Raw genomic sequence first — 22,198 nt, forward strand, 5'->3', positions numbered from 1 at the left:
GCAGGGCGGAACCTTCGGCCGGCAGGCGGCGTTGCAGCGGCGAGTTTCCATCGCATCAGGAGCGATACAATGAGCGCAGCGAACGACCTTTCCAACGACGCCCGCAAGCTGAAGGATCAGGCCGCAGCCTCCGCCGATCGGGTGACCGACGACGCCAATGCGGAACTCGCCAAGCTGCGCGCCCAGGTCGAGAAGCTGATGCAGGAGCGGGTGACCCCGGCTCTTGCCGAAGCAGCGGACCAGGTCCAGGGCTATGCCGTTCGCGCCCGGGATGCGGTCGAGGAACGCGCTGATGCGCTGTCCGACACCGTGAAGGAGCGCCCGCTGGTGGCGATCGGCATCGCAGCGCTGGGCGGCTACCTGATCGGCCGGCTGATGGGCGGCAATACCTACGTCTATCCGCGCGATCGGCACTAAGCCGCTATGCGCCTGATCAGCCTACTGAGGCTGGCAGCACAGGCCGAGGCGCTACGATGGAAGCGCACCGGCCGCGGCGTCGCCATTCAGGCTGCGCTTGGCGTGGCAGCAGCAGTGTTCGGCCTGATGCTGCTTGTCATGCTGCATGTGGCAGCGCTGATCTGGCTTGCGCGTGACCAGGGCGGAGCAGGCGCCGCCTTGATCATTGCGGGTGTCGACCTTGTCCTGGCTGGCATTCTCGGTTGGTTGGCCGCCCGGCATGCGGAAGATCCGGTGCAGGTGGAGGCCCAGCGCGTTCGGGACGATGCATTGCGCCAAGTCGGCGATACGGCATCTCGTGCCATGATGCTGGCACCACTGCTGCGGAGCGGCTCAGTGAAAAAGGGGCTGGTTGGGGCAGCGGTGACGGCAGCAGTGGTTGGCTTGATTTCACGCCGTTAACCGTTGATATCCGATCTGTGTAAGGCGGGCACCAACTTGGTGCCCGCCTTTTTCATGCCGGCATGAAAGTGCCTGGGCGAGATACCGGCAAAATACAATGCTGCTTAGAGACCGTATTGCCCACTTAGCACCGCTTTAAGAGTATCGAACACTTTCCCTTTTTTGGCCCACCAAAAGAATATTCAGCTTTCTTTGTATCGATAACCGATGCCATACAGCGTTTCGATCTGCGCAAATTCTCCGTCAGCCTGCCGGAACTTCTTGCGCACCCGCTTCACATGGCTGTCGATGGTCCGATCATCGACATAGATATTTTCGCCATAGGCTGCGTCGATCAGCTGATCACGGTTCTTCACCATTCCAGGCCGCAGGGCCATGGCTTTCACCAGCAGGAATTCGGTTACCGTCAACTGGATGTCCGTGCCCTTCCAAACGCAGGTATGCTTCGTCTCATCGAGGACCAGATCGCCACGGACCAGCACGCCACCGGCCGGACTGCCACTGCCCTCGGCACGAGACGCCTCGTTGCGCCGCAGCAAGGCACGGATTCGCTCGAGCAGGAGGCGCTGGCTGAAAGGCTTGGTGATGTAATCATCCGCACCGAGGCGAAGACCCATCAGCTCATCCACCTCCTCGTCCTTGCTGGTCAGGAATACCACCGGCATGGCGCTTCGCTGCCTCAGGCGTTGCAGCAACTCCATCCCGTCCATGCGCGGCATCTTGATATCCAGCACGGCCAGGTCCGCTGGCTTGGCAAGAAGCCCTTGCAGGGCACTTTCTCCATCCGTGTAGGTGCGGACGGTGAAGCCCTCCTGCTCCAAGGTCATGGAGACGGAAGTCAGGATGTTACGGTCGTCATCTACCAGGGCGATCGTGGCAGCCATTGGTCAGGTCTCCGCCGGTCTCAAGGATAAGGGACCGGCCTTCATTGGGACTATCTCGTACGGCATATGGTACGGCCCATATGGCACGGTAATGTGGCACAACCCGGACGGGACATAGATCGTGAGCGAAAACCTGGGATTTGCGGCGCGATGCCTGGCCCGGGCGGCGTCGGTGGCAAGCCTGGCGACCCAATCGGGTGGGCAGCCCTTTGTCAGCCTGGTAACGCCGGCCTTTGGTGCCGATTTCACGCCCCTGATGCTGCTGTCATCCTTGTCCGAGCATACGCGTCAGTTGCGCGCCGATCCCCGTTGCGCCCTGCTGCTGTCCGGTTCGGCAGAGAGCGCCAATCCGCAAACCTCCCCTCGCCTCACCCTGACCGGTCTGGCTTCCGAGGTCCCGGCCTCCCAGGTCCCTAGGCTGAAGGCCCGATGGCTGGCAAAGCATCCCTATGCGGCCTTCTATGCCGATTTCGGCGACTTCTCCCTTTGGCGCCTGGAGCTTGGCGGAGCCCTTCTTGTCGGCGGCTTTGCCCGGGCCAACAGGATCAAGCTGCTGGAGTTATTGCCGGACGACGCCGCAGCCGCAGCCATTGCCGCAGCGGCAGATGATGTTATCGGCCATGTGAACGCCGACCATGCGGATGCCATTGCCGCGATCGCCACCGGTCTGTTGGGTGGTCCCGCCGGCGACTGGCGGATGGCCGCCGTGGACGTGGACGGCGCCGACTTATCGGCCGGAGAGATGGTGCTGCGCCTGGCCTTCACTTCACCCGTCACGGAACCGGGAGGGATCCGGTCGGAACTGGTACGGGCAGCACGCGAAGCGCGATCTCGTCTCGGTTGAAGCGCAATGTCATCAATGTGCGGTGGCACGCGTTGACCCACAGGGGGGCGCGCCGTAATTTGGCCGTCTCGTTATCCGAATTGCGCTCAGCCTTGAGGGCCGCGCCAGTTGCTTGGGCGCCCTGCTCGCTTTTTGTCCGGAGGAATCTGCATGTCAGCGCCTGAGACCGCCCTCGCTGGAACCGGGGTGGCGAATGCCAATTCCGTCCATGCCAATCTGACTGCAGCCGGCCTCTACGAGCATGCGCTGCGTCGGGGTGAGGGTCGTCTGTCCGCCGAAGGTGCCTTCATGGCGGTGACCGGTGTGCATACCGGCCGTTCCGTGCAGGACAAGTTCGTGGTCGACGACCCGGAAGTCCACGACCAGATCTGGTGGGGCAAGATCAATCAGCCGATGGCGCCGGAGAAGTTCCGTGGCCTACGGTCCAAGGTCGAGACCTGGCTCGGTGCCCGCCCGGTGCTCTTCACCCAGGATCTCTATGCCGGCGCCGATCCGGCGCATCGCATCCGCGTGCGGCTGGTCACCACCAATGCCTGGCATGCGCTGTTCGCACGCAACATGTTCATCCGCCCGCCGGTCGAGGAATTGGCCGGCTTCGCGCCGGACTTCACCATCCTCCATGCGCCGGAATACGAAGCCGACCCGGCCGTCGACGGCTGCCGCACCACCACCTGCATCGCACTGTCCTTCGCCGCGAAGACGATCATGATCGCTGGCACCAGCTATGCCGGCGAGATCAAGAAATCGATCTTCACCGTCATGAACTGGCTGCTGCCGGCCAAGGGCGTGCTGCCGATGCATTGCAGCGCCAATGTCGGCAAGGCCGGCGATACCGCACTGTTTTTCGGCCTTTCCGGCACCGGCAAGACCACCCTGTCCTCCGACCCGGAGCGCAGCCTGATCGGCGACGACGAGCATGGCTGGTCGGATACCGGCGTCTTCAACTTCGAGGGCGGCTGCTACGCCAAGGTCATCCGCCTCTCGCGTGAGGCCGAGCCACAGATCTGGGACGCCAGCCACCGCTTCGGCGCCGTGCTGGAAAATGTGGTGGGCGATGCCCGCGGCCAGCTCGACCTCGAGGACGGCTCGCTGACCGAGAATACCCGGGCCTGCTATCCGCTGGAGTTCATCCCGAACATCGCCAAGGGCGGCCGGGCTGGCCTGCCGAAGAACGTGGTCATGCTGACCGCGGATGCCTTCGGCGTGCTGCCGCCGATCTCCAAGCTCTCGGCGGCGCAGGCCATGTACCACTTCCTCTCGGGCTATACGGCACGCGTCGCCGGCACCGAGAAGGGCCTGGGCAAGGAGCCGCAGGCGACCTTCAGCACCTGCTTCGGCGCCCCCTTCCTGCCGCGGCACCCGGAAGTCTACGGCAAGCTGCTGTCGGACCTGATCGACCGGCACGGCGCCGATTGCTGGCTGGTCAACACCGGCTGGACCGGTGGCGCCTATGGCACCGGCCAGCGCATGTCCATCAAGCACACGCGGGCGCTGCTGCGCGCGGCGCTGGATGGCAGCCTGGCCAAGGTGGAATTCGAGACCGATCCCTTCTTCGGCCTCTCCATCCCCAAGGCGCTGCCGGGCGTGCCCTCCGAGGTGCTGAACCCGCGCAACACCTGGGCCGACAAGTCTGCCTATGACCGCACCGCGGCCGACCTCGTCTCCCGCTTCGAGAAGAATTTCGAAGGCTTCTCCGGTGGCGTGAGCGAGGAAGTGCTGGCAGCGGCGATCCGGGCCGCCGCCTGATGCCGGACGGCGGGCTTGGGCCGCGACGCGATGGGCCGGGGCGGCAACCCCCGGCCACCAACGTGCTGGGCGGGATTCTGCTGCCCTGCTCGGTCGCGCCGCTGACCGGCTTCTTCCGCGACGGCTGCTGCAACACCGGGCCGGACGACCTCGGGCTGCATGTGGTCTGCGTGGAGGTAACCGCCGAATTCCTGGGCTTCTCGCAGGCCCGGGGCAACGACCTCAGCACACCCATGCCGGAATACGGCTTCCCCGGGCTGCGTCCCAGGGACCGCTGGTGCCTCTGTGCCGCGCGGTGGGAGGAAGCCCGGCGGGCCGGCATGGCGCCGCGGGTGCTGCTGGAAGCGACTCATGTCGCCGCGCTAGAAATTTGCGCGCTGCATCACCTGAAGGCCCATGCCGTCGAGGCCTAGCTGCTACAGCCCGAGATAGATCTGCCGCACCAGGTCGTTCTCATGCATGGCCGAGGCCGATTCCGCCTCGAACTCGATATGCCCGTGGACGATGACATAGCCACGGTCGGCGATCCGCACCGCCTGATGAAAATTCTGCTCCGCCATCAGCACCGTCAGGCCGAGCCGGGATTTCATCTCGGCGATCATCTCCATGGTCCGTGCCACCAGGATCGGCGCCAGCCCTACCGAGGGCTCGTCCACCAGCAGGATGCGCGGCGCCGACATCAACGCACGGCCGAGCGCCACCATCTGCTGTTCGCCGCCACTCATACTGCCGACAAGCTGGGCGCGACGTTCGGCCAAGCGGGGAAACAGTTCGTAGGTCAGGGCCAGGTTCTGCGGCAGCGCCGCCCGGGCGGTGGCCCGGTAGGCGCCAAGCCGCAGGTTCTGCTCGACACTTAAGCGGGGAAACAGCCGCCGTCCCTCCGGCACCAGCACGATGCCGAGGTCCACCACCTCCTCCGGCGATTTGCCGACGAGGTCCACCGTGGTGCCATCGAGCGTGGCGCGGATGCTGCCGGCGGTCGGGCGGATCTGGCCCATGATGCTGCGCATCAAGGTGGTCTTGCCGTTGCCGTTGGTGCCGAGCAGCACCACCGTCGCCCCGGCCGGGATGCTGAGCGAGACGGATTGCAGGACGCGGACGGCACCGTAGCCGGCATCGATGCCTGCAATCTCGAGACTATTGCCGGCCAAGATAGGCATCCTCCACGTCCCGCAGCGCCAGCACCTCGCGCGGTGGCCCATCGGCGATCTTGCGGCCGGCGACGAAGACCACCAGCCGCTCGGCGAAGGCGGTCACCGCCCGCATGATGTGCTCGATCATGATGATGGCAGTGCCGGCGGCGTTGAGCCGGAACAGCAGGGCGATGATCTGGTCCACCTCGGCATTGGAGAGGCCCGCCATCGCCTCGTCGGCGATCAGCAGCTTCGGGTTCAGGGCGATGGCACGCGCCAGTTCCAGCCGGCGCAGCTCCACCTGGGTGAGTTCCTTCGGCAAGCATTCCGCCTTGCCGGCCATGTCCACCTGTTCCAGGCATTCCATGGCGCGGACGGTGGCGGAGGGGGCCTGGCCGGCAAACAGCACCGGCACCCGCACATTCTCCAGCACCGAGAGGCTGCCGAAGGGCTGCGGCAGCTGAAAGGTCCGCGCCAGCCCGAGCCGCGCCCGGCGATGCGGCTTCAGCCCATCCAGCGCCGCGCCACCCAGAGTCACCTTGCCGTCATGCGCGGCAAAGTCCCCGGCAAGGCAGTTCACGAAGGTGGATTTTCCCGAGCCATTCGGCCCGATCAGGCCGAGCCTTTCGCCGGCGCGCAATTCGATATCGACCTGCTGCAGGGCGACGAAGCCGCCGAAGCGCTTGCCGACGCCCTCGGCCTTGAGCAGCACCTCGCCGCTCATCGCCGCTTCCTGAACCAGCCGAGGATGCCGCGCGGCGCCACGGCGACAAAGATGACCAGCATCCAGCCGACGATGAAGAGATTCAGCGCCGAGGAGATCGTCACCGTCGCTGCCTGCTGCATCGAACCCAGCAGCACCGCGCCGATGACCGGCCCGGCCCAGGTGCCGGCGCCGCCGATCAGCGGCATGGCGATGGCATTCACCGCATAGGCCAGGCTGAAGGCGGCCTCCGGGTTCAGGTAACCGCTGTAATAGGGTAGCGGCGCCCCGGCGATGGCCATCAGCGCGCCGCACAAGGCGGTGGCGACCAGCTTCAGGCGCAGGGTCGGCACGCCGACCGCCTCGGCCGCGCGTTCGTTGTCGCGGATGGCCTGCAGGCCACGCCCCAACCGCGAATTCTCCACCACCCGGGCGATGCCGACCGCGCCGATGGCCAGCACCAGCATCACGACGAACAGGAATTCGCCGTAGCTGGTGAAGGGGCCGAGGGTCTGCGGCCGGATGATATAGGCGCCGCGCGAGCCGCCGACGTAGTCCCAGTTCACCACCAGGGTCTGCAGCACCACCGCGAGGCAGAGGGTGGCGATGGAGAAGTACACCCCCTTCAGCCGTAGGGTGAGATAGCCGGTGCCGAGCCCGAGCAGCGCTCCGACGAAGCCTGCGGCGACGATGCCCGGCAGCAGGTCCAGCCCGGTCGCCTTGCGTAGCGCGATGGCGGTATAGGCGCCCGCCGCCATGAAGCCGGCCGCGCCGAAATTCACGTAGCCGGCATAGCCGCCGAGGATGTTCCAGGCGGTGGCCAGCACGACGTATTGCAGGATGAAGTAGCCGGCAAAATAGGCATAGTCGTTGCCGACGCCGCGCAGCCCGAGGAAGAGCCCGGCGCCGATGGCGAGCGCGCCGAGCCAGAAGACCAGGTCGCGCCGTGCCCTGGTCGGCGCCGCGATGGGGGCGGTGATGGCGATGCTCATGCCGCTTTCCCGAACAAGCCCTGCGGCCGCACCGCGAGGACCAGCAGCAGCCAGCCGAAAGCGACCGCGGGCGACCAGGAGGGGCCGTAGAAGGTGGCGGTGACATTTTCCACCACGCCGAAGACGAAGGCCGCAAGGATACAGCCAGGCAGGCTGCCCATGCCGCCCATGATGCAGACGGCGAAGACCCGCCCGATGAAGACCTGGCCGGAAGAAGGCTCCACCGGCTGCACCACCACCAGCGCCCCGCCGGCGACGGCGGCCAGCGCGATCGAGATGCCGAAGGCGAAGCGCTTGATCCGCACCGGGTCGATGGCCATCAGCCGCAGCGCTTCCGCATCCTGCGCGACGGCGGCGATGGCGAGACCCGTAAAACTGCGTTGCAGGAACAGCCACAGCGCACCGATCGCCGCCATCGCCAGCAGCCCGGGCACCAGCATGCGCAGCGGCACGTCGATCTCGCCGAAGCGCCAGGTGACATAGGCATAGGGCGGGTCGAGGAAGCGCTGCTCCGGCCCGAAGGCCATCACCAACCCGACCTCGATGATGAACATCACGCCGAAGAAGAAGGCGAGGCCCTGCAGCGCCTCATCGCCGCGGCGTTCGAAGAAGTGGTGGTAGACGGTGTAGATGCCGGTACCCAGCAGATAGAACGGCACCGCCAGCAGCACCGCCACCAGCAGCGGGTCCAGGCCGAGCGCGGTGCCGATCACCACCACCAGGAAGCCGCCCGCCACCATCAGCGCCGGATGGGCGATGTTGACGATATCGAGCATGCCGAAGGACACCGCGAGGCCGCAGGCTGCGGCGGCATAGAGCCCGCCGAGCAGTAATCCACTGACGATGCCGTTCAGCAGCAGGACGAGATCGGGGTCCATGCGCTCAGGCCGGTGGGCCATAGGGGTGTTGGAGCGTGCCGGTGGCGAGGCGCGAGGGCGCCAGGATCACCTTGGTGCCGGCGCGCTTGTATTTCTCGAGGTCGCCGTCGCGGATGTTCTGGAACTGCACGAAAAGGTTGCGCTCCTCCGCCCATTCGCCGGAGGCGCCGAATTTCACCGGGCCGACGATCGTCTCGAAGGTGCTCGCGTGCATATCCGCCGCCAGTGCTGCCTGGTCGATCTTGCCCACGCGGGTCAGCGACTGCTCCAGCACCTGCATCTGCGCATAAGCATAAGGCGGAATGTAATTGCCCAGCAGGTCGGCCTGCTCGCGCGGCGCCAGTTCCCGGTACTTCTCGAGGAAGGCGACGACGCCGGGGAATTGCATGCTGGGCTCGGGTGAATAGACGTCCCAGTTCACCAGGTTGTTCAAGATGGGGCCGAGCTGCTGCTGGAAGGCGGCAAGCTGTGGCCCGACCATGCCGCCGCCGAAGATCTGCGGCTGGAAACGCAATTCGCTGGTCGCGCGCAGGATGGCATTCGAGTCTGGTGGGTAGGAGGCGATGAAGACCACATCCGGCCGGGTCGCCGCGATGGCACGGATGGTCGGGGTGAAATCCACCGTGCTCGGCGGATAGGACCGGTCATAGACCACCCGGATGCCGCGTTCCTTCGACAGGAAGCGGGCGCTTTCCGCCGCCCGCTGGGCAAAGTCGTTGTCCACCGCGAGGATGGCGATGCTGCGGGGTGGGGATGGCAGCTTGGCGGCGACGTCGAGGAAGCCGCGCGCATAGGTCTCCTTCATGTTGTCGCCGACCACGTTCATGTTGAAGTGGCGGTTGTACTGGAAGGCGGTATTCACCCCGGCGCCGAAGATGGTCAGGAAGGTCATGTTCCGCTGCATCACCACCGGCATGGCCGGGGCGATCATCGCGGTGGCATAAGGGGAGGTGACGATGTCCACCTTGTCCACGTCGAGCAGCTTCGTATAGATGCCCGGCACCTGCCCACCATTGGTCTGGTCGTCGTAGAAGACGATCTGCACCGGCCGGCCGAGGATGCCGCCGCGGGCATTCACCTCCGATGCCCATATCTGGTGCGCCAGCTGCGTTGCGCGGCCATTGCCGGCGAGGCCGCCCGAGAGCGACATCGAGTAGCCAATACGGATCGGGTTGGTACCCTGGGCGAAGCTTGGGAAGGCGGCACCGGCACCACCGACCGCGGCAGCAATGGCCAGGCGGCCCAGCTCCCGCCGGGTTGTCATTGTCATTGTTGTTGTCCTCCCCAAACACGTCTTCTTGCTTTTGCTACTCCGCAGCGGGCATCAGCCTCGATGGGTCGGAGCCGACCCGGCCGCCGCTGCCCTCGGCGGTGTCGCGCGAGAGCCGGAAATCGTAGTGGATGCCCGGCAGCGCCGGCATCGGCGAGCCGGCCAGGCCCATGGCCTCGGCGATCACCAGCGACTTGGAAACACCGAAGACGGTATCGCTGGCGATGTTCGGGTCATCGGCGAAATACAGGGCGGTGACCAACTCGCGGTAGCCGGGGGCGGCGACCAGCACATGGATATGCGCTGGGCGGAAGCCGTGCCGGTTCTGCAGCCTGGTCATCTTCCCAACCGGCCCATCCATCGGGATGCTGTAGCCAGCCGGCTTCACCGTGCGCATGTGGTAGCGGCCATCGGCATCCGTCCGGAAGCGGCCGCGCATGTCCATCACCGTCGCGTCGCGCGCCTGAAGGTCGTAAAGCCCCGCGGCATTGGTCTGCCAGATATCGATCTCGGCATCGGCGATCGGCTTGCCCTCGCCATCGGTGACCTGGCCGAAGATCACCACCTCGGCCCCCTGCGTATCATGCACGGCGATGCTTTCGCCGGCGGCGAATTCCGGGGCCTTCTCGCGGAAGAAGGGGCCGAGCAGGCTGGTCTCGGTGCCGGCGGCCTCGCGGCCCTCGGCATCATGCATCACGTTGACCAGACGGGAGAGGCCGAGCACGTCGGACAGCAGGATGAATTCCTGGCGGAAGGGCGTGCAGGCCTGGCCGACGGCGGTGAGGAAAGCGATGCCGGCGAGCCATTCGTCGGGCTGGAGGTTTACCTCCCGCGCGAAGTCGTGCAGGTGCCGCGTGGCGGCGGCCATGATCTCTCGCAGGCGGGGGTCGGGGGTATTGGCCATCTGGGCCAATGCCTCATTGGTCACGCTATTCCGGTCGAGGTCCTGCATCGGCCCGTCCGTTCCTGTCCCTGGGTCTGGCTGCTTGTTGCCGCCGATTGGGGAAAGGATGCGCGGTTCCGGGGCGCCCGGTCAATCATCAGTACTCAGTCGCCAGCACGTGGCAATCCTGCCATGGCCTCGATCACGGCACAGACGGCGGCGGTATCCTCCGCACCGAAGCCGCCGGCGATGGCGGCATTGAACAGCGGGACGGTGGCGGCGAAAACCGGCGTCGGGCAGGCCAGCGCATCAGCGAAATCGGCGATGACCCGCATGTCCTTCCGCCAGAGGTCGAGTGGCATGGTCTGCACCGGGGTATAGCGGTCGGCCACCAGCATCTCGCCGCGCACCTGCAGGGCACGCGACCCGCCGGCACCATCGGCCACCACCGCCAGCATCTGGGCGGGGTCGAGCCCGGCCTTGCGTGCCAAGGCGAAGGCCTCACCGGCGGCGGCGGTATGGATCGCCACCAGCAGATTGGCGACGAATTTCATCTTCGAGCCATTGCCGAATTCGCCGAGGTGATGCGGCGCACGGGAGAAGCCCCGGAAGACCGGCAGGCAGCGGTCATAGGCTTCGCGCGGCCCGCTGGCATAGACCAGCACGTCCCGCAGCTTCGCTTGGCTCCCGGACCCCGAGAGCGGGCAGTCCAGCATGGTGATCCCGGCAGCGGCCAGCGTATCCCGGGCGCGGATCTTGTCGGCGATCGGGAAGGTGCTGGTCTCTGCCAGGATGGTGCCGGGGCGGGGGCTGGCGGCAAGCTCGGCGACCACGGCATTCAGCGCGGCGGTCGAAGGCAGGGAGGTGAGGATGACCTCGGCGGCGACGGCCGCGGCGGAAGCGGCGGGCGTGCCGCGAAAGGCAGCCATGGCCTTGGCCGAGATGTCATGGCCGACGACCTCGAACCCGGCCGCCAGCAGGTTATTGGCCATCGCCTGGCCCATGATGCCAAGGCCGATCAACCCGACCCTGCCGTTCACAGCCGATAGGCCCGGGCGGCCGTATCATGCCAGATGGCACGGCGTTCCTCCGCCGAGGCTGCGGCGAGGCATTCGGTCATGACCGCGACGATGGTGGCATAGTCGGTCCATAGGCGCTCGATCGGGAAATTGCTGCCGAACATGCAGCGCCCGGCACCGAAGATCGCCACCGTTTCCTCCACCACCGGCTGCCACAGCGCGACCGAGCAGGCACGCGGGAAGGTGCCGAGGCCGGAGAGCTTCACCAGCAGATTGGGGCAGCCGGCCAGCGCCTGCATCCCGGCCCGCCATTCGGCCCAGCCGGCAGGGCTGCGGTCCTCCAGCATCCCGGCGTGCAACAGCACGAAGGTGAGCCCGGGAAAGGCCCGCACCAAGGCCAGGGCATGCGCCATCTGGCCGGGGAAGACCTGAAGCTCGAACAGCAGGCCCCGCCGCTCCACCTCCGCCAGCCCGGCTCGCCAGGCGGGTGCCGCCATCGCATCCGGCGTGGCGGCGAAGCGGTAGGCAGGATTGGCGTGCCAATGCAATTGCTGGCGGATACCGACGACGCGGCCGGCGGCCATGACGGCCTCCAGCGCCGCGCCTACATCCGGCGCGCCGAGATCGGCGAAGGCGGTGACGGCCTGGGGGAAGCCGGTACGGGCAGCGGCCTCGGCACCCAGCGCCACCTCCCGGGCCTCCTCGCGCAGGGCGACATTGGCCTGAACGAAGACGGATTGCGCCATGCCCTGCGGCTGGGCATCGGCGAGGTAATCTTCGATCGTGTAGTCGTGGCGCAGCGCGGCGTAGTCGCCGAAGATGCGCGGCACCGGCGGGCCCTGCAGCCAGGGCGTCGCCGCCAGGCGCCAGATGTGGTGGTGGGCGTCGATGATCGCTTCCGGCATGGCGGACTCCTTCAAAAGCCTGGCGGCAGGGGCGGCTGGCCCTCGGCGGGGCGGCCGCCGGATGCGACGATCCGCTCCGGCGTCAGCTCCAGCACCGGGTCATCCTCAGGCCTTCGATGAAGGATCCCGCCAGCGGCTGTAGCGGATGGCAAGCAGCCCGGCCGGGATGCGCTCGGCGGCATAGCGGTCGAGCGCGGCCGGGATATCCGCACCCTCGCCCAGCGCCTGGGCCTGGGCCAGTGCCGTCGCATCCTGCCCGGATTTTAGCACGCCGACGCCAATGTCTGGCCGGGCGACGAAGGCGGCATCGCCCAGCAAGGCGACGCGACCGAAGCCGATGCGGGCCGATTCCACATCGTAGATCGGCTGCACGAGGTAGGGGCGGGACTTGCCGACCGGCTTGGCGAAGGCGGCCGGTCGCAGGCCCCTCCGCCGCCCGCTCATGGATATCCACCTGCCAGGCCTGGCGCCGCAGCATGTTGGCGGCGAATAGCCCACCGCCTGAACCGCCGATGATGATGGCGCGAGGCATGCGCGCAGTTCTCCCCGGGCGGGTCAGCCCGCCACGGGGGCATGCTGTCAGAGGCCGGGGGCGACCGGCAATGCGGAAACCGCGTCGGATTTCAGGGCTGCATCGACCGCGGCGACCTGTGCCGGCGTGAGGCGGAGACCCAGCTTGCTACGACGCCAGACCACATCCTCGGCAGTCGTCGCCCATTCCGCGCTGGCGAGATAGCGCAGCTCAGCCTCGGTCAGGTCGGCGCCGAAGGCCTCGCCGAGATCGGCGGCACTGGTCGCACCGGCCAGAAGCACCAGCGCGCGGGTGCCGTAGGCCCGCACCAGCCGCTGGGCATGCGCGGCCTCGAGGAAGGGGTGGCGCTTGCGGGCTTCGGCGACCAGTGCCTCGAAGCCATCCACCGGGAAGTCGCCGCCCGGCAGGGGGTGCCGCCCGGTCCAGCCGGCCGCCAGCCCAGCCGGCGCCGACAGATGCGGTGCCAGCCGCCGCAACGCATCCTCGGCAAGGCGACGGGAGGTGGTGATCTTGCCGCCGAAGACCGAGAGCAGCGGCGGACCGGCCTCGGACTCCAGGGTCAGCACGTAATCGCGGGTCGCCTCCTGTGCCGCCGTCGCGCCATCGTCGTATAGCGGCCGCACCCCGGAATAGGACCAGACCACCATGTCGGGGGTCACGGGCCGGCTGAAATACTCGCTGGCCCCGGCGCAGAGATAGGCGACCTCATCAGCCGAGATGCGCGCCTCGCCCGGGTCACCGTGGTAATCCTGGTCGGTGGTGCCGATGAGGGTGAAGTCCCGCTCATAGGGGATGGCGAAGAATATCCGGCGGTCACCGCCTTGGAAGATGTAGCATTTCTCGTGGTCGAACAGCTTCGGCACGACGATGTGGCTGCCCTGGACCAGCCGCACCGGGGCAGGCGCATTCCGGCGCAGCACCCCGCGCAGGACCTCCCCCACCCAGGGGCCCGCGGCATTCACCAGCGCCCCGGCGCGGAGGCTGCTGCCATCCGACAATTCCAGACGCCAGCCATCCGCCTCCCGCGTCGCGGCGACGCAGCGGGTGCGGGGCCGGATGATGGCCCCGCGATCGGCCGCATCCCGCGCATTCAGCACCACCAGCCGGGAGTCCTCGACCCAGCAATCGGAATACTCGAAACCGCGGGTATATTGCGGCTGCAGCGGCGCCCCGGCGGGGTCCTGCCGCAGGTCCAGGGTGCGGGTCGCCGGCAGCCGCTTACGCCCGCCGATGTAGTCGTAGAGAAAAAGACCCAGCCGCAGCAGCCAGGCCGGCCGCAGTCCCTTGTGATGCGGCAGCACGAAGCGCAGCGGCCAGATGATATGCGGGGCGATGCCCCAGAGCACCTCCCGCTCCATCAGGGCCTCGCGCACCAGGCGGAACTCGTAGTGCTCGAGATAGCGCAGCCCGCCATGCACCAGCTTGGTCGAGGCTGCGGAGGTGGCGCCGCCCAGGTCCCCCATTTCACAAAGGAAGACGGACCAGCCCCGCCCCGCGGCATCACGCGCGATGCCGCAGCCATTCACCCCACCGCCAATGATGGCGATATCGTAGCGATCGGTATCCAGGGTCGTGGTGCTCCTCGGGCAGGTTCCGATAACACCGCGCCACCCTCAGGTGTAGCGGAATGCCGTCTTCAACTCCGCACCAGCGGGCAATTCCCCTCGGCCTCCGGCCGGAAGGCCTGCTCTGCCGGCGTCGTCTCCAGCAGCTTGTAATAGTCGTAGGGGCCGCGGCTTTCGGCCGGCGCCTTCACCTCGAACAGGAAGGCCGGGTGCAGCTTGCGGCCATCGGCCCGGATGCGGCCCTGGCCGAAGGCGTCGTCGTCCACCGGCATGGCCTTCATCCGCGCGACCGCCGCAGCGCCATCCGCCTTGGCCGCCGCCGTACCCATGTCCGCCACCGCCTTCAGGTAATGCAGGACGGAGGCATAGCAGCCCGCATGCACCATGGTCGGCGCCCCCATCCCGTGGTTGGTCCGCATCCGGGCGGAGAAGGCCCGGGTCCGGTCGTTCAGGTCCCAGTAAAAGGTCTCCGAGCAGACCGAGCCCTGTGCCGCACTCAGCCCCAGCGCATGCACGTCGCTGATGAACATCAGCAGCGCCGCCACCCGCTGGCCCCGCCGCGCCAGGCCGAATTCCGCCGCCTGCTTCACCGCATTGATCATATCTGCGCCGCCGCAGCCCAGCGCCACCACCTTGGCCCGGCTGGCCTGGGCCCGCAGCAGGAAGGCCGAGAAATCCGTCGTGCCGGGAAAGGGAAAGCGGGAGGAGCCCAGTACCTTGCCGCCGGCGGCCTGGACGAAGCGCGTCGTCTCGGCTTCCACCGAGTGCCCGAAGGCATAATCCACCGTGATGAAGTACCAGCTGTCGCCGCCGGCCTTGACCAGCGCCCCGCCGGTGGAATTCGCCAACATCCAGGTGTCGTAGGTCCAATGCACCGTATTCGGGCTGCATTGCGTGCCGGTAAGGTCCGCCGTCCCGGGCGCCGAGGCGAGGAAGACCTTGTTCTTCTCCCGTGCAATACCGGCCACCGCCAGCCCGGCGGAGCTGCCGGGCACATCGATGATGGCATCCACCCCGTCCCGGTCGAACCACTGCCGGGCCAGGTTGGAGGCGACATCCGGCCGGTTCTGGTGGTCGCCCGAGACGATCTCCACCTTCAGCCCCAGGCTGGCGGCGTCCTGCACCGCCTGGAGTACGCCGGCGACCGATCCCGGCCCCGCCAGATCCCCATAGGGCCCCGCCATATCGGTGCTGATGCCGAGCCGGATGGTCCCCGCCGCCTGGGCACGGCCGAGCACGGGCAATGCCCCCCAGGCGGCCCCGGCCGCCAGGATGGCGCGTCTTTTCCTATCCATTATTTGTCCTCCCCCAGCGGCCGCGGCACGACGGCATCGCGGCCGCCGCGCGACACCGCCGAAGGCGGGTGGCGTCAGCCCATGCCGGGCGGTGCCTCGCAGGGCTGAGTCGCCATGTCGCCGGGGATTGAAAGCTCGAGGATTTCCACGTCGTCCGAGGTGGCGATCTCGTTGTGCTTCATCCCGCCCGGGATGAGGATCGCATCGCCGACGCCGGAGCGTGTCCGGGTGCCATCCTCGAATTCCAGCTCGACCCAGCCCTTCAGCACGTAGACGAACTGCGCCTCGCATTGGTGGGTATGCCAGCCGGTCGGCTCGGTCATGCCGGTCACGGCTTCCATCACCTGGGCGCGCAGCTTGCCGCCGGTTGCGGCGGAGACGCCGAGGTCGCGGTAGCGGAAGAATTTGCGCCGCCCGGCCACCAGGGGCGTGTTCGCCTTGGTAGCAATGCTGAGCTTGATCTCCGGACGCGAGGCGCCCGCAACGGAGCCATCCATGGAAAATCCTCCTCTGGTGTCTCTGCACCTGGGGGAAGGCTACACCCCGCGCGGCAGGGGGCAAGCAGGATTCAGGGATGGCGAGGAAGGCCGGCGGCACCTGGCCGGCCTGTGGCCTTGCTCAATCTGCCTCACCATAGCCGCCGCCGCCGCTGGTCGACAGCACCACCCGGTCACCCTGCCGCACCATCAGATTGGCCTTGCCACGCAATTCCTCCGCGCTGCCGTCTGGCCGGCGCAGCTCGCAACGGAAGGGCGCCCCGGGCCCGCCGCCGGCCAGACCCCAGGGCGGGATCACCCGCCGCTCGAACATCGTGGTCAGCGACATCTCCGGCGCCAGCACGTGGTATTCCCGCTCCGCCCCCTCGCCCCCGGCATGCACGCCGGCCCCGCCCGAGCCGCGCCGCAGCCCATGCCGCTCCACCCGAATGGGAAACTCCGCCTCGATGATCTCGGCCGGGGTATTGTTGGTATTGGTCAGGTGGACCCGGGTGGAAGCGACGCCGGCACGGTCATGCCGGGCGCCCTCGCCACCCCCATGCGGCTCGTACAGCGTCTTCCAGGCCCCGTCGCGGCCGGCCCCGCCGAAGATCAGCAGCCCCGCGGTGGTCGAGCCCCCGGCCGAAAGCCGTTCCGGGATTGCGGCGGCGAAGGCGCGGAAAATCGCATCCACCAGGCGCTGGGAGGTTTCATGATTGCCGCCGACCAGCGGACGTTCCTTCGGCGGGTCGAGCAATGAGCCCGGCCGTACTACCACCTCCAACGGCCGGTAGCAGCCGCCATTGGGCTGGATCTCCGGTCCGGCGATGGCCTTCATCGCATAATAGACCGCCGCCGCCGTGACATAGGGCGTGGTGTTCAGTGGTCCCACTAGCGCATCATCCGTTGCGGAGAAGTCGAATGTCGCGGTATCCGGCCGCACCGTGATGCGGACCCGCACTGCTGCCGGCGTGCCGCTCGGCCCGTCGTCGTCGAGGAAATCCTCACCCAGGAACTCGCCCTGCGGCAGGGAGCCGATGGCCGCCCGCATCGCCGCTTCGGACCTGTCGTGCAGCGCGGCCATGGCGGCTTCCACCGTCGCGCTGCCATGCGCGGCGCATAATTCCAGCAGCCGCTTCTCCGCCGCAGCGGTCGCCGCCACTTGCGCCAGCATGTCGCCCTCGCGCTCGGCCGGGCCGCGGACATTGTGCATGACGACGGCGATCTTCTCGGCATCCGGACCCTCGGATGTGAACAGCCGGAAGGGCGGCAGGCGCAGGCCTTCCTGGAAGCTCTCGGTCGCCGCCGCGACATAGGACCCCGGCCAGGCGCCACCGATATCCGCCCAATGCGCCAGGCTGACCGCGAAGCCGAGCAGGCGTCCCTCGGCGAAAATGGGGCGGATCGCCTTCACATCCGGCAGGTGGTTGCCGCCGAGCTCCGGCAGGTTGGTGAACCAGACATCGCCCGGCCGCAGCCGTTCGGCCGGTACCCGCTGGAGAAAGGCGCCGACGGTGAAGCTCATCACCCCGAGATGGACCGGAATGTCCCGTCCCTGCGCCACCAGAGCCCCGGTCGCGTCGGTCAGCGCGGAGGACAGGTCCCCCGCCTCCCGCAGCAGCGGCGAACGCGCCGAGCGCATGACGACGAAGGACATCTCCTCGGCGATGGCGCCCAGCGCATGGCGCAGCACTTCCAGCCGGAAGGGATCGAGCGTGCTCATGGGGTCTCCCGCAGCATCAGGATATGGCCGGCGGCATCCGGCGTGGCGGACCAGCCGGGCGGGACGACGATGGTGGACCAGTCGTCCTCGATGATGGCCGGCCCGGCAATACGATGCGCCACCGCCAGGCTGGCCCTCTCGTAGCGCGGCGTCGGCACCGGTGCCTCGGGCGCGAACCAGCACAGGTCGGTGGCGATCGGCGCCGGCGGCAGCGACGCCACGGCCGGCGGGGCGATGCGCAGCGCCCGCGGCACGCTGGCGCCGACCCGCAGCCCCAGCACCTCCCAGGCCTCGCCGGAAGCGAAGCCGAAGATCGCCCGGTGCCGCGCCTCGAAGGCGGCGCCCAGGGCAGCGCCTGTGGCGAGGCCGCCGTCCAGCGGCACGTCCACCGCATAGGACTGGCCGCGGTAGCGCACCAGCGCCGTCTCCTCGATGACCATGGCCTCGGACGCCACGCCCTGGGCCAGTAGCGGCGCCCGCAATTCGGCGACCAGCACCGCTCGCGCCTCGGCCAGCCGGGCGGGCTCGAAGCCCTCGCCCGGCAGCCGCAGGGTGCGCTGCTGGGTATAGCTCATCTCGGCGGCGACGCAGCCGAGCGCCGAGAAGGCGGAGGAGGCCGCCGGCACCAGCACCCGCCCCATGCCGTAGGTCGCTGCCAGCCCCGCCGCATGCATCGGCCCCATGCCGCCGAAGGCGAGCAATGTGGCGCCGCGGCCATCGACCCCGCGTTCCACCGTGATCTTGTTCAAAGCCCGCGCCATGGTCGCATCGGCGACCCGCAGCACGCCGAGCGCCAGCGCCTCCACCGTCACCCCCAGCCGGTCCGCCAGTGGCGCGAAGACCGCTGCGGCCCGTCCCGGGTCCAGCGTGATGGTCGCCCCCAGCTTCCGCCGCGGATTGAGGTAGCCCAGCACGACATTGGCATCGCAGACCGTCGGTTCCGCCCCGCCCCGGCCGTAGCAGGCCGGCCCCGGTTCCGCCCCGGCGCTGCGCGGGCCGATGGCGATGCCGCACGGCCCATGCTGCACGATGGAGCCACCCCCGGCTCCAATCGATTCGATCGCCACCATGGGCTGGCGCAGCGGCTGGTCGGCCAGCTTCGCATCCACGGTGATCTCGGCCCGGCCCTCGAGGATCAGCGCCACGTCGGTCGTGGTGCCGCCCATGTCGAAGGAGAGCACGGCCGCCTCGCCCACCTCCCGCGCGATCGCCGCCGCCGCGGCCACCCCCGCCGCCGGGCCGGACAGCGCCATCAGCAAGGGTCGCTCCGACGCCGCCTCGGGCGAGGCCATGCCGCCGGCCGAATGCATCACATGCAGCCGTGCCGTCGCCGGCAGTTCCGCCCGCAATTGCGCCAGGTATTCCGCCGCCAGCGGCATCACCGCGGCATTCAGCACGGTCGCCACCGTGCGCTCATACTCCCGCGCCTCGGGATTGACCTGGTGCGAGAGCGAGAGATAGGGCACCCGCCCGCGTAGCCGCGCGGCCAGCGCCGCCTCATGCGCCGGATTGGCATAGGCATGCAGCAAAGCGATGGCGATGGAACGCACGCCGGTCGCCAGCGCCGCATCGACCGCCGCCTCGATATCCTCCAGCGGCCGCAGCACGCTGCCGTCATGCGCCATGCGCTCGGCGACCGCGATGCGCCGCCCGCGCGGGACCAGCGGCACCGGCTTCGGCGGCACCTCCAGCCGGTAGAGGTCGCGGCGGCTCTGGCGGCCAATCTCGACGATATCCTCGAAGCCCTCGGTCGCCAGCAGCGCCACCGGCTCCAGCCGCCCCTCGACGATGGCGTTCGTCACCCGCGTGGTGCCATGCACCAAGTCGCCGATCTCCCCCGGCGCCACCCCGATGGCGGCCAGCGCCGCGGCGATGCTGCCCACCGGATCCACCGCGTGTGACGGCACCTTGGCGGTGCGGAACGCCGTCCCAAGCGTGGCGACGATATCCGTGAAGGTCCCGCCGATATCGATCCCGACCTGCCAACCCGCCATCCACTGTCCACCTTCGCTGCGGCCCGGACCGTGCATGGGCCGTGCCACCCGAAGGAGAAAGCTGATGCGTTTGCAGGACAAGGTGGCGGTCATCACCGGTGGTGGCTCCGGCCTCGGCCAAGCCAGTGCCGTGCTATTCGCCCAGGAAGGCGCCCGGATCGTCATCGTCGACCGTGATGCCGCGGGAGCCGAAGCCACCGCCGCCTTGGTCACCGAAGCAGGCGGAGAAGCCCTGTTGCTCGTCTCGGATGTGGGTGAGCCTGGCACTGCCGACCGCGATGCCGCCGCTGCCCTGGCCCGCTTCGGCCGGGTCGACGTGCTTTGTGCCTTCGCCGGTTTCTCCTGTGGCGGCACGGTGCTGACCACCGCCCCAGCCGATTGGGATGCGGTCTTCCGCGCCAATGTCGGCGGCACCTGGCTTTGGGCACGGGCGGTGGTGCCGGCCATGCAACGCCAGGGTGGCGGCGCCATCGTCACCACGGCCTCGCAGCTCGCCCTGGCCGGCGGTCGGGGCAATAGCGCCTATATCGCCGCCAAGGGCGCCATCCTCAGCCTGACCCGGACCATGGCGCTGGATTTCGTCGGCGACGGCATCCGGGTGAATGCGCTGGTGCCCGGTGCCATCGATACGCCGCTGCTGCGCCGCAGCTTCGCCCGCCATGCCGAGCCGGAACCGCTGATGGCAACCTCCCGCGCCCGGCACGCCATGGGGCGCTTCGGCCGGGCCGAGGATGTCGCGCAGGCTGCCTTGTTCCTGGCCAGCGATGCCGCCGCTTTCACCACCGGCACCACGCTGGCGGTCGATGGCGGGTGGCTCGCGGCCTGAAACCGCTGGTACGGGCCTTGCAAGCCATCAGGCGGCTGAGCCTGGGGGCAATCGGGATGAAGATCACGCGTCGGGATATGTTCGCGGGCTCGGCTGCCTTGGCGGCTGCGACCCTGGGCAGTGAGGAAGCCACGGCGCAAAGCCGGGCCGAGACCCTGCGGCAGGTCACCGGCAACACGATCAACACGCTCGATCTCACCATGCCCGGTTCAACGCGCGAGGCCTTCGGCCTTTCGATGCATACCTATGATCGGCTGGTCGCCTTCGGGCGCAAACCGGTGCCCGGCGGCTTCGTCTTCGATCAGGCGAATATCCGTGGCGAACTCGCCGAGAGCTATACGGTCAGCCCCGATGGGTTGAAGTTCACCTTCAAGCTGCGCCGTGACGCCAAGTGGCACGACGGCAGCCCGGTAACGGCGGCCGACGTGAAGTGGTCGCTTGACCGGCACGTCACCGCCAATTCCTTGGCCAAGGCGCAGTTGCAGATCGGCTCGCTGACCAGCCCCGAGCAATTCACCATCATCGACCCGATGACGGTGCAGGTCACCATCGACAAGCCAGACCGGCTCACCCTGATGGACCTTTGCGTGCCCTACGCCATCATGATCAACAGCACCCTGGCGAAGAAGCACGCGACGCCGGAAGACCCCTGGGCGCAGGTCTGGATGCGGGAGAACACCGCCGGCGGCGGCGCCTATACGGTCGAGACCTTCAAGCCCGGCGAACAGGTCGTGCTGCGGCGGAACGAGGCCTGGAAATGCGGCGTGGACGGCAAGCTGCCCTTCTTCCGTCGGATCATCTGCCAGACCGTGCCGGAGGCGGCGACCCGGGCCAACCTGATCGAGCGCGGCGATGCCGACCTGTCGATCGACTTGTCGGCAAGCGATATCCCCGGCCTGCAGCAACGCGGCAAGGTGAAGATCTTCTCCGTACCGATCACCAACGGCTTCACCCATCTGGCCTTCAACAACCGGATGGCGCCTTTCGACAATGCCAAGGTCCGCCGCGCGGTCGCTGCAGCGCTGCCCTATGAGGACATGTTCCAGGCCTCCATCTTCGGCCGCGGCGCGCGACTCTATGGTGGCACCTGGTCGGGTTCGCCGCCGACGCCGGCCTTCCCGCAGCCGATGCCCGTGAAGACCGACCTCGCCGCGGCCAAGGCACTGCTGACCGAAGCCGGCTTCCCCAATGGATTCAAGACGACCTTCTCCTTCAGCGCCGGCCTTGCCGCGACGAACGAGCCGGTGGCGGCGCTGCTCAAGGAAGCGCTGGCAAAGATCGGCATCGAGGTCGAGATCCAGAAAATGCCGGACTCCCAGTTCAACACGCTGCAGGCGGAGAAGCGCCTGCCGATGTTCATCGATGGCGCGACGGCCTGGCTGCCGGAGCCGGATTACTTCCTCCGCCTCTATTTCACCCGCGACCAGCGCTGGAACTTCAGCAATTTCAACCATCCGGAGCTGAACAAGCTGACCGAGGCGGCGCAGTTCGAGCTGGACAAGACGAAATACGACGCCGCCTGCATTCGGATGATCGCCATCCTGGCCGAGGAGATGCCCGAGGTGCTGCTGTGGCAGCCGAACCATGAGGCCATCATGGCGCCGACCATCTCCGGCTATACCTATTGGTACTACCGACAGATCGACTTCCGCGACCTCGTGCGCGGCTGAGC

22 protein-coding genes are annotated in these 22,198 nt (G+C 68.0%); 7 read left to right on the plus strand and 15 right to left on the minus strand.

Annotation, left to right across the window (positions count from 1 at the left end):
• Positions 1–69 precede the first annotated feature (69 nt).
• Positions 70–417, plus strand: a complete 348-nt coding sequence (locus AC0IW9_RS07925) for an ElaB/YgaM/YqjD family protein (protein ID WP_471647682.1) — start codon at positions 70–72, stop codon at positions 415–417.
• 6 nt (positions 418–423) lie between these two features.
• Positions 424–858, plus strand: a complete 435-nt coding sequence (locus AC0IW9_RS07930; protein ID WP_471647683.1) for a phage holin family protein — start codon at positions 424–426, stop codon at positions 856–858.
• A 182-nt stretch (positions 859–1,040) separates the two neighbouring features.
• On the opposite strand, the gene AC0IW9_RS07935 is transcribed toward AC0IW9_RS07930, so the two are convergent.
• The gene (locus AC0IW9_RS07935) at positions 1,041–1,742 is read right to left on the minus strand and encodes a response regulator transcription factor (protein ID WP_471647684.1); all 702 of its coding nucleotides are present in this window, start codon (positions 1,740–1,742) and stop codon (positions 1,041–1,043) included.
• A 121-nt stretch (positions 1,743–1,863) separates the two neighbouring features.
• Here AC0IW9_RS07935 and AC0IW9_RS07940 point away from each other — a divergent pair, with 121 nt between their 5' ends.
• The 3 genes from AC0IW9_RS07940 (at position 1,864) to AC0IW9_RS07950 (ending at position 4,745) form a co-directional block, all read left to right on the plus strand.
• Positions 1,864–2,586, plus strand: coding sequence for a HugZ family pyridoxamine 5'-phosphate oxidase (locus AC0IW9_RS07940; protein WP_471647685.1), 723 nt, complete (start codon positions 1,864–1,866; stop codon positions 2,584–2,586).
• A gap of 150 nt (positions 2,587–2,736) precedes the next feature.
• The gene (locus AC0IW9_RS07945; protein ID WP_471647686.1) at positions 2,737–4,332 is read left to right on the plus strand and encodes a phosphoenolpyruvate carboxykinase; all 1,596 of its coding nucleotides are present in this window, start codon (positions 2,737–2,739) and stop codon (positions 4,330–4,332) included.
• A 62-nt stretch (positions 4,333–4,394) separates the two neighbouring features.
• Positions 4,395–4,745 (plus strand): DUF2237 family protein, encoded by a 351-nt coding sequence (locus tag AC0IW9_RS07950; protein ID WP_471647687.1) that lies wholly within the window; start codon positions 4,395–4,397, stop codon positions 4,743–4,745.
• A 3-nt stretch (positions 4,746–4,748) separates the two neighbouring features.
• Here the strand turns inward: AC0IW9_RS07950 and AC0IW9_RS07955 are convergent, their stop codons facing one another.
• The 14 genes from AC0IW9_RS07955 to AC0IW9_RS08020 all read right to left on the minus strand — a co-directional run bounded on the left by AC0IW9_RS07955 (position 4,749) and on the right by AC0IW9_RS08020 (position 19,700).
• Positions 4,749–5,483, minus strand: coding sequence for an ABC transporter ATP-binding protein (locus AC0IW9_RS07955; RefSeq protein ID WP_471647688.1), 735 nt, complete (start codon positions 5,481–5,483; stop codon positions 4,749–4,751).
• Positions 5,470–6,189 carry an ABC transporter ATP-binding protein gene (locus AC0IW9_RS07960; protein WP_471647689.1) on the minus strand — a complete coding sequence of 240 codons (720 nt, stop codon included), beginning with the start codon at positions 6,187–6,189 and terminating at the stop codon, positions 5,470–5,472. Before AC0IW9_RS07960 ends, AC0IW9_RS07955 begins: the two co-directional genes overlap by 14 nt.
• Positions 6,186–7,160: a branched-chain amino acid ABC transporter permease gene (locus tag AC0IW9_RS07965; RefSeq protein ID WP_471647690.1), complete on the minus strand. Its 975-nt coding sequence runs from the start codon at positions 7,158–7,160 to the stop codon at positions 6,186–6,188. The genes AC0IW9_RS07960 and AC0IW9_RS07965 overlap by 4 nt, the downstream gene beginning before the upstream one ends.
• Positions 7,157–8,038 (minus strand): branched-chain amino acid ABC transporter permease, encoded by an 882-nt coding sequence (locus AC0IW9_RS07970; protein WP_471647691.1) that lies wholly within the window; start codon positions 8,036–8,038, stop codon positions 7,157–7,159. The genes AC0IW9_RS07965 and AC0IW9_RS07970 overlap by 4 nt, the downstream gene beginning before the upstream one ends.
• A gap of 4 nt (positions 8,039–8,042) precedes the next feature.
• Positions 8,043–9,308 (minus strand): amino acid ABC transporter substrate-binding protein, encoded by a 1,266-nt coding sequence (locus AC0IW9_RS07975; protein WP_471647692.1) that lies wholly within the window; start codon positions 9,306–9,308, stop codon positions 8,043–8,045.
• 37 nt (positions 9,309–9,345) lie between these two features.
• Positions 9,346–10,260: a dioxygenase family protein gene (locus tag AC0IW9_RS07980; protein WP_471647693.1), complete on the minus strand. Its 915-nt coding sequence runs from the start codon at positions 10,258–10,260 to the stop codon at positions 9,346–9,348.
• Between the two features lie 95 nt (positions 10,261–10,355).
• Positions 10,356–11,213 (minus strand): NAD(P)-dependent oxidoreductase, encoded by an 858-nt coding sequence (locus tag AC0IW9_RS07985; RefSeq protein WP_471647694.1) that lies wholly within the window; start codon positions 11,211–11,213, stop codon positions 10,356–10,358.
• Between the two features lie 14 nt (positions 11,214–11,227).
• Positions 11,228–12,115, minus strand: coding sequence for an amidohydrolase family protein (locus AC0IW9_RS07990; protein ID WP_471647695.1), 888 nt, complete (start codon positions 12,113–12,115; stop codon positions 11,228–11,230).
• 105 nt (positions 12,116–12,220) lie between these two features.
• Positions 12,221–12,559, minus strand: coding sequence for an FAD-dependent monooxygenase (locus tag AC0IW9_RS07995; RefSeq protein ID WP_471647696.1), 339 nt, complete (start codon positions 12,557–12,559; stop codon positions 12,221–12,223).
• 135 nt (positions 12,560–12,694) lie between these two features.
• Entirely contained in the window at positions 12,695–14,215 is a 1,521-nt protein-coding gene (gene glpD / locus AC0IW9_RS08000) for a glycerol-3-phosphate dehydrogenase (protein ID WP_471647836.1), read from the minus strand.
• Positions 14,216–14,283: 68 nt separating this feature from the next.
• Complete coding sequence (locus tag AC0IW9_RS08005) at positions 14,284–15,507, minus strand: ABC transporter substrate-binding protein (protein ID WP_471647697.1); 1,224 nt, start codon at positions 15,505–15,507, stop codon at positions 14,284–14,286.
• A gap of 74 nt (positions 15,508–15,581) precedes the next feature.
• Positions 15,582–16,004: a cupin domain-containing protein gene (locus AC0IW9_RS08010; RefSeq protein ID WP_471647698.1), complete on the minus strand. Its 423-nt coding sequence runs from the start codon at positions 16,002–16,004 to the stop codon at positions 15,582–15,584.
• 121 nt (positions 16,005–16,125) lie between these two features.
• Positions 16,126–17,706 carry a hydantoinase B/oxoprolinase family protein gene (locus AC0IW9_RS08015; protein WP_471647699.1) on the minus strand — a complete coding sequence of 527 codons (1,581 nt, stop codon included), beginning with the start codon at positions 17,704–17,706 and terminating at the stop codon, positions 16,126–16,128.
• Positions 17,703–19,700, minus strand: coding sequence for a hydantoinase/oxoprolinase family protein (locus AC0IW9_RS08020; protein WP_471647700.1), 1,998 nt, complete (start codon positions 19,698–19,700; stop codon positions 17,703–17,705). Before AC0IW9_RS08020 ends, AC0IW9_RS08015 begins: the two co-directional genes overlap by 4 nt.
• Positions 19,701–19,764: 64 nt before the next feature.
• Between AC0IW9_RS08020 and AC0IW9_RS08025 the strand changes: the two genes are divergently transcribed.
• Together AC0IW9_RS08025 and AC0IW9_RS08030 are read left to right on the plus strand one after the other, a co-directional pair.
• A complete protein-coding gene (locus tag AC0IW9_RS08025) occupies positions 19,765–20,526 on the plus strand; it encodes an SDR family oxidoreductase (RefSeq protein WP_471647701.1) in 762 nt (253 codons plus the stop codon).
• A 56-nt stretch (positions 20,527–20,582) separates the two neighbouring features.
• The gene (locus tag AC0IW9_RS08030) at positions 20,583–22,196 is read left to right on the plus strand and encodes an ABC transporter substrate-binding protein (RefSeq protein ID WP_471647702.1); all 1,614 of its coding nucleotides are present in this window, start codon (positions 20,583–20,585) and stop codon (positions 22,194–22,196) included.
• Positions 22,197–22,198: the final 2 nt, after the last annotated feature.

It is taken from the genome of Belnapia sp. AC561 (assembly GCF_979252845.1).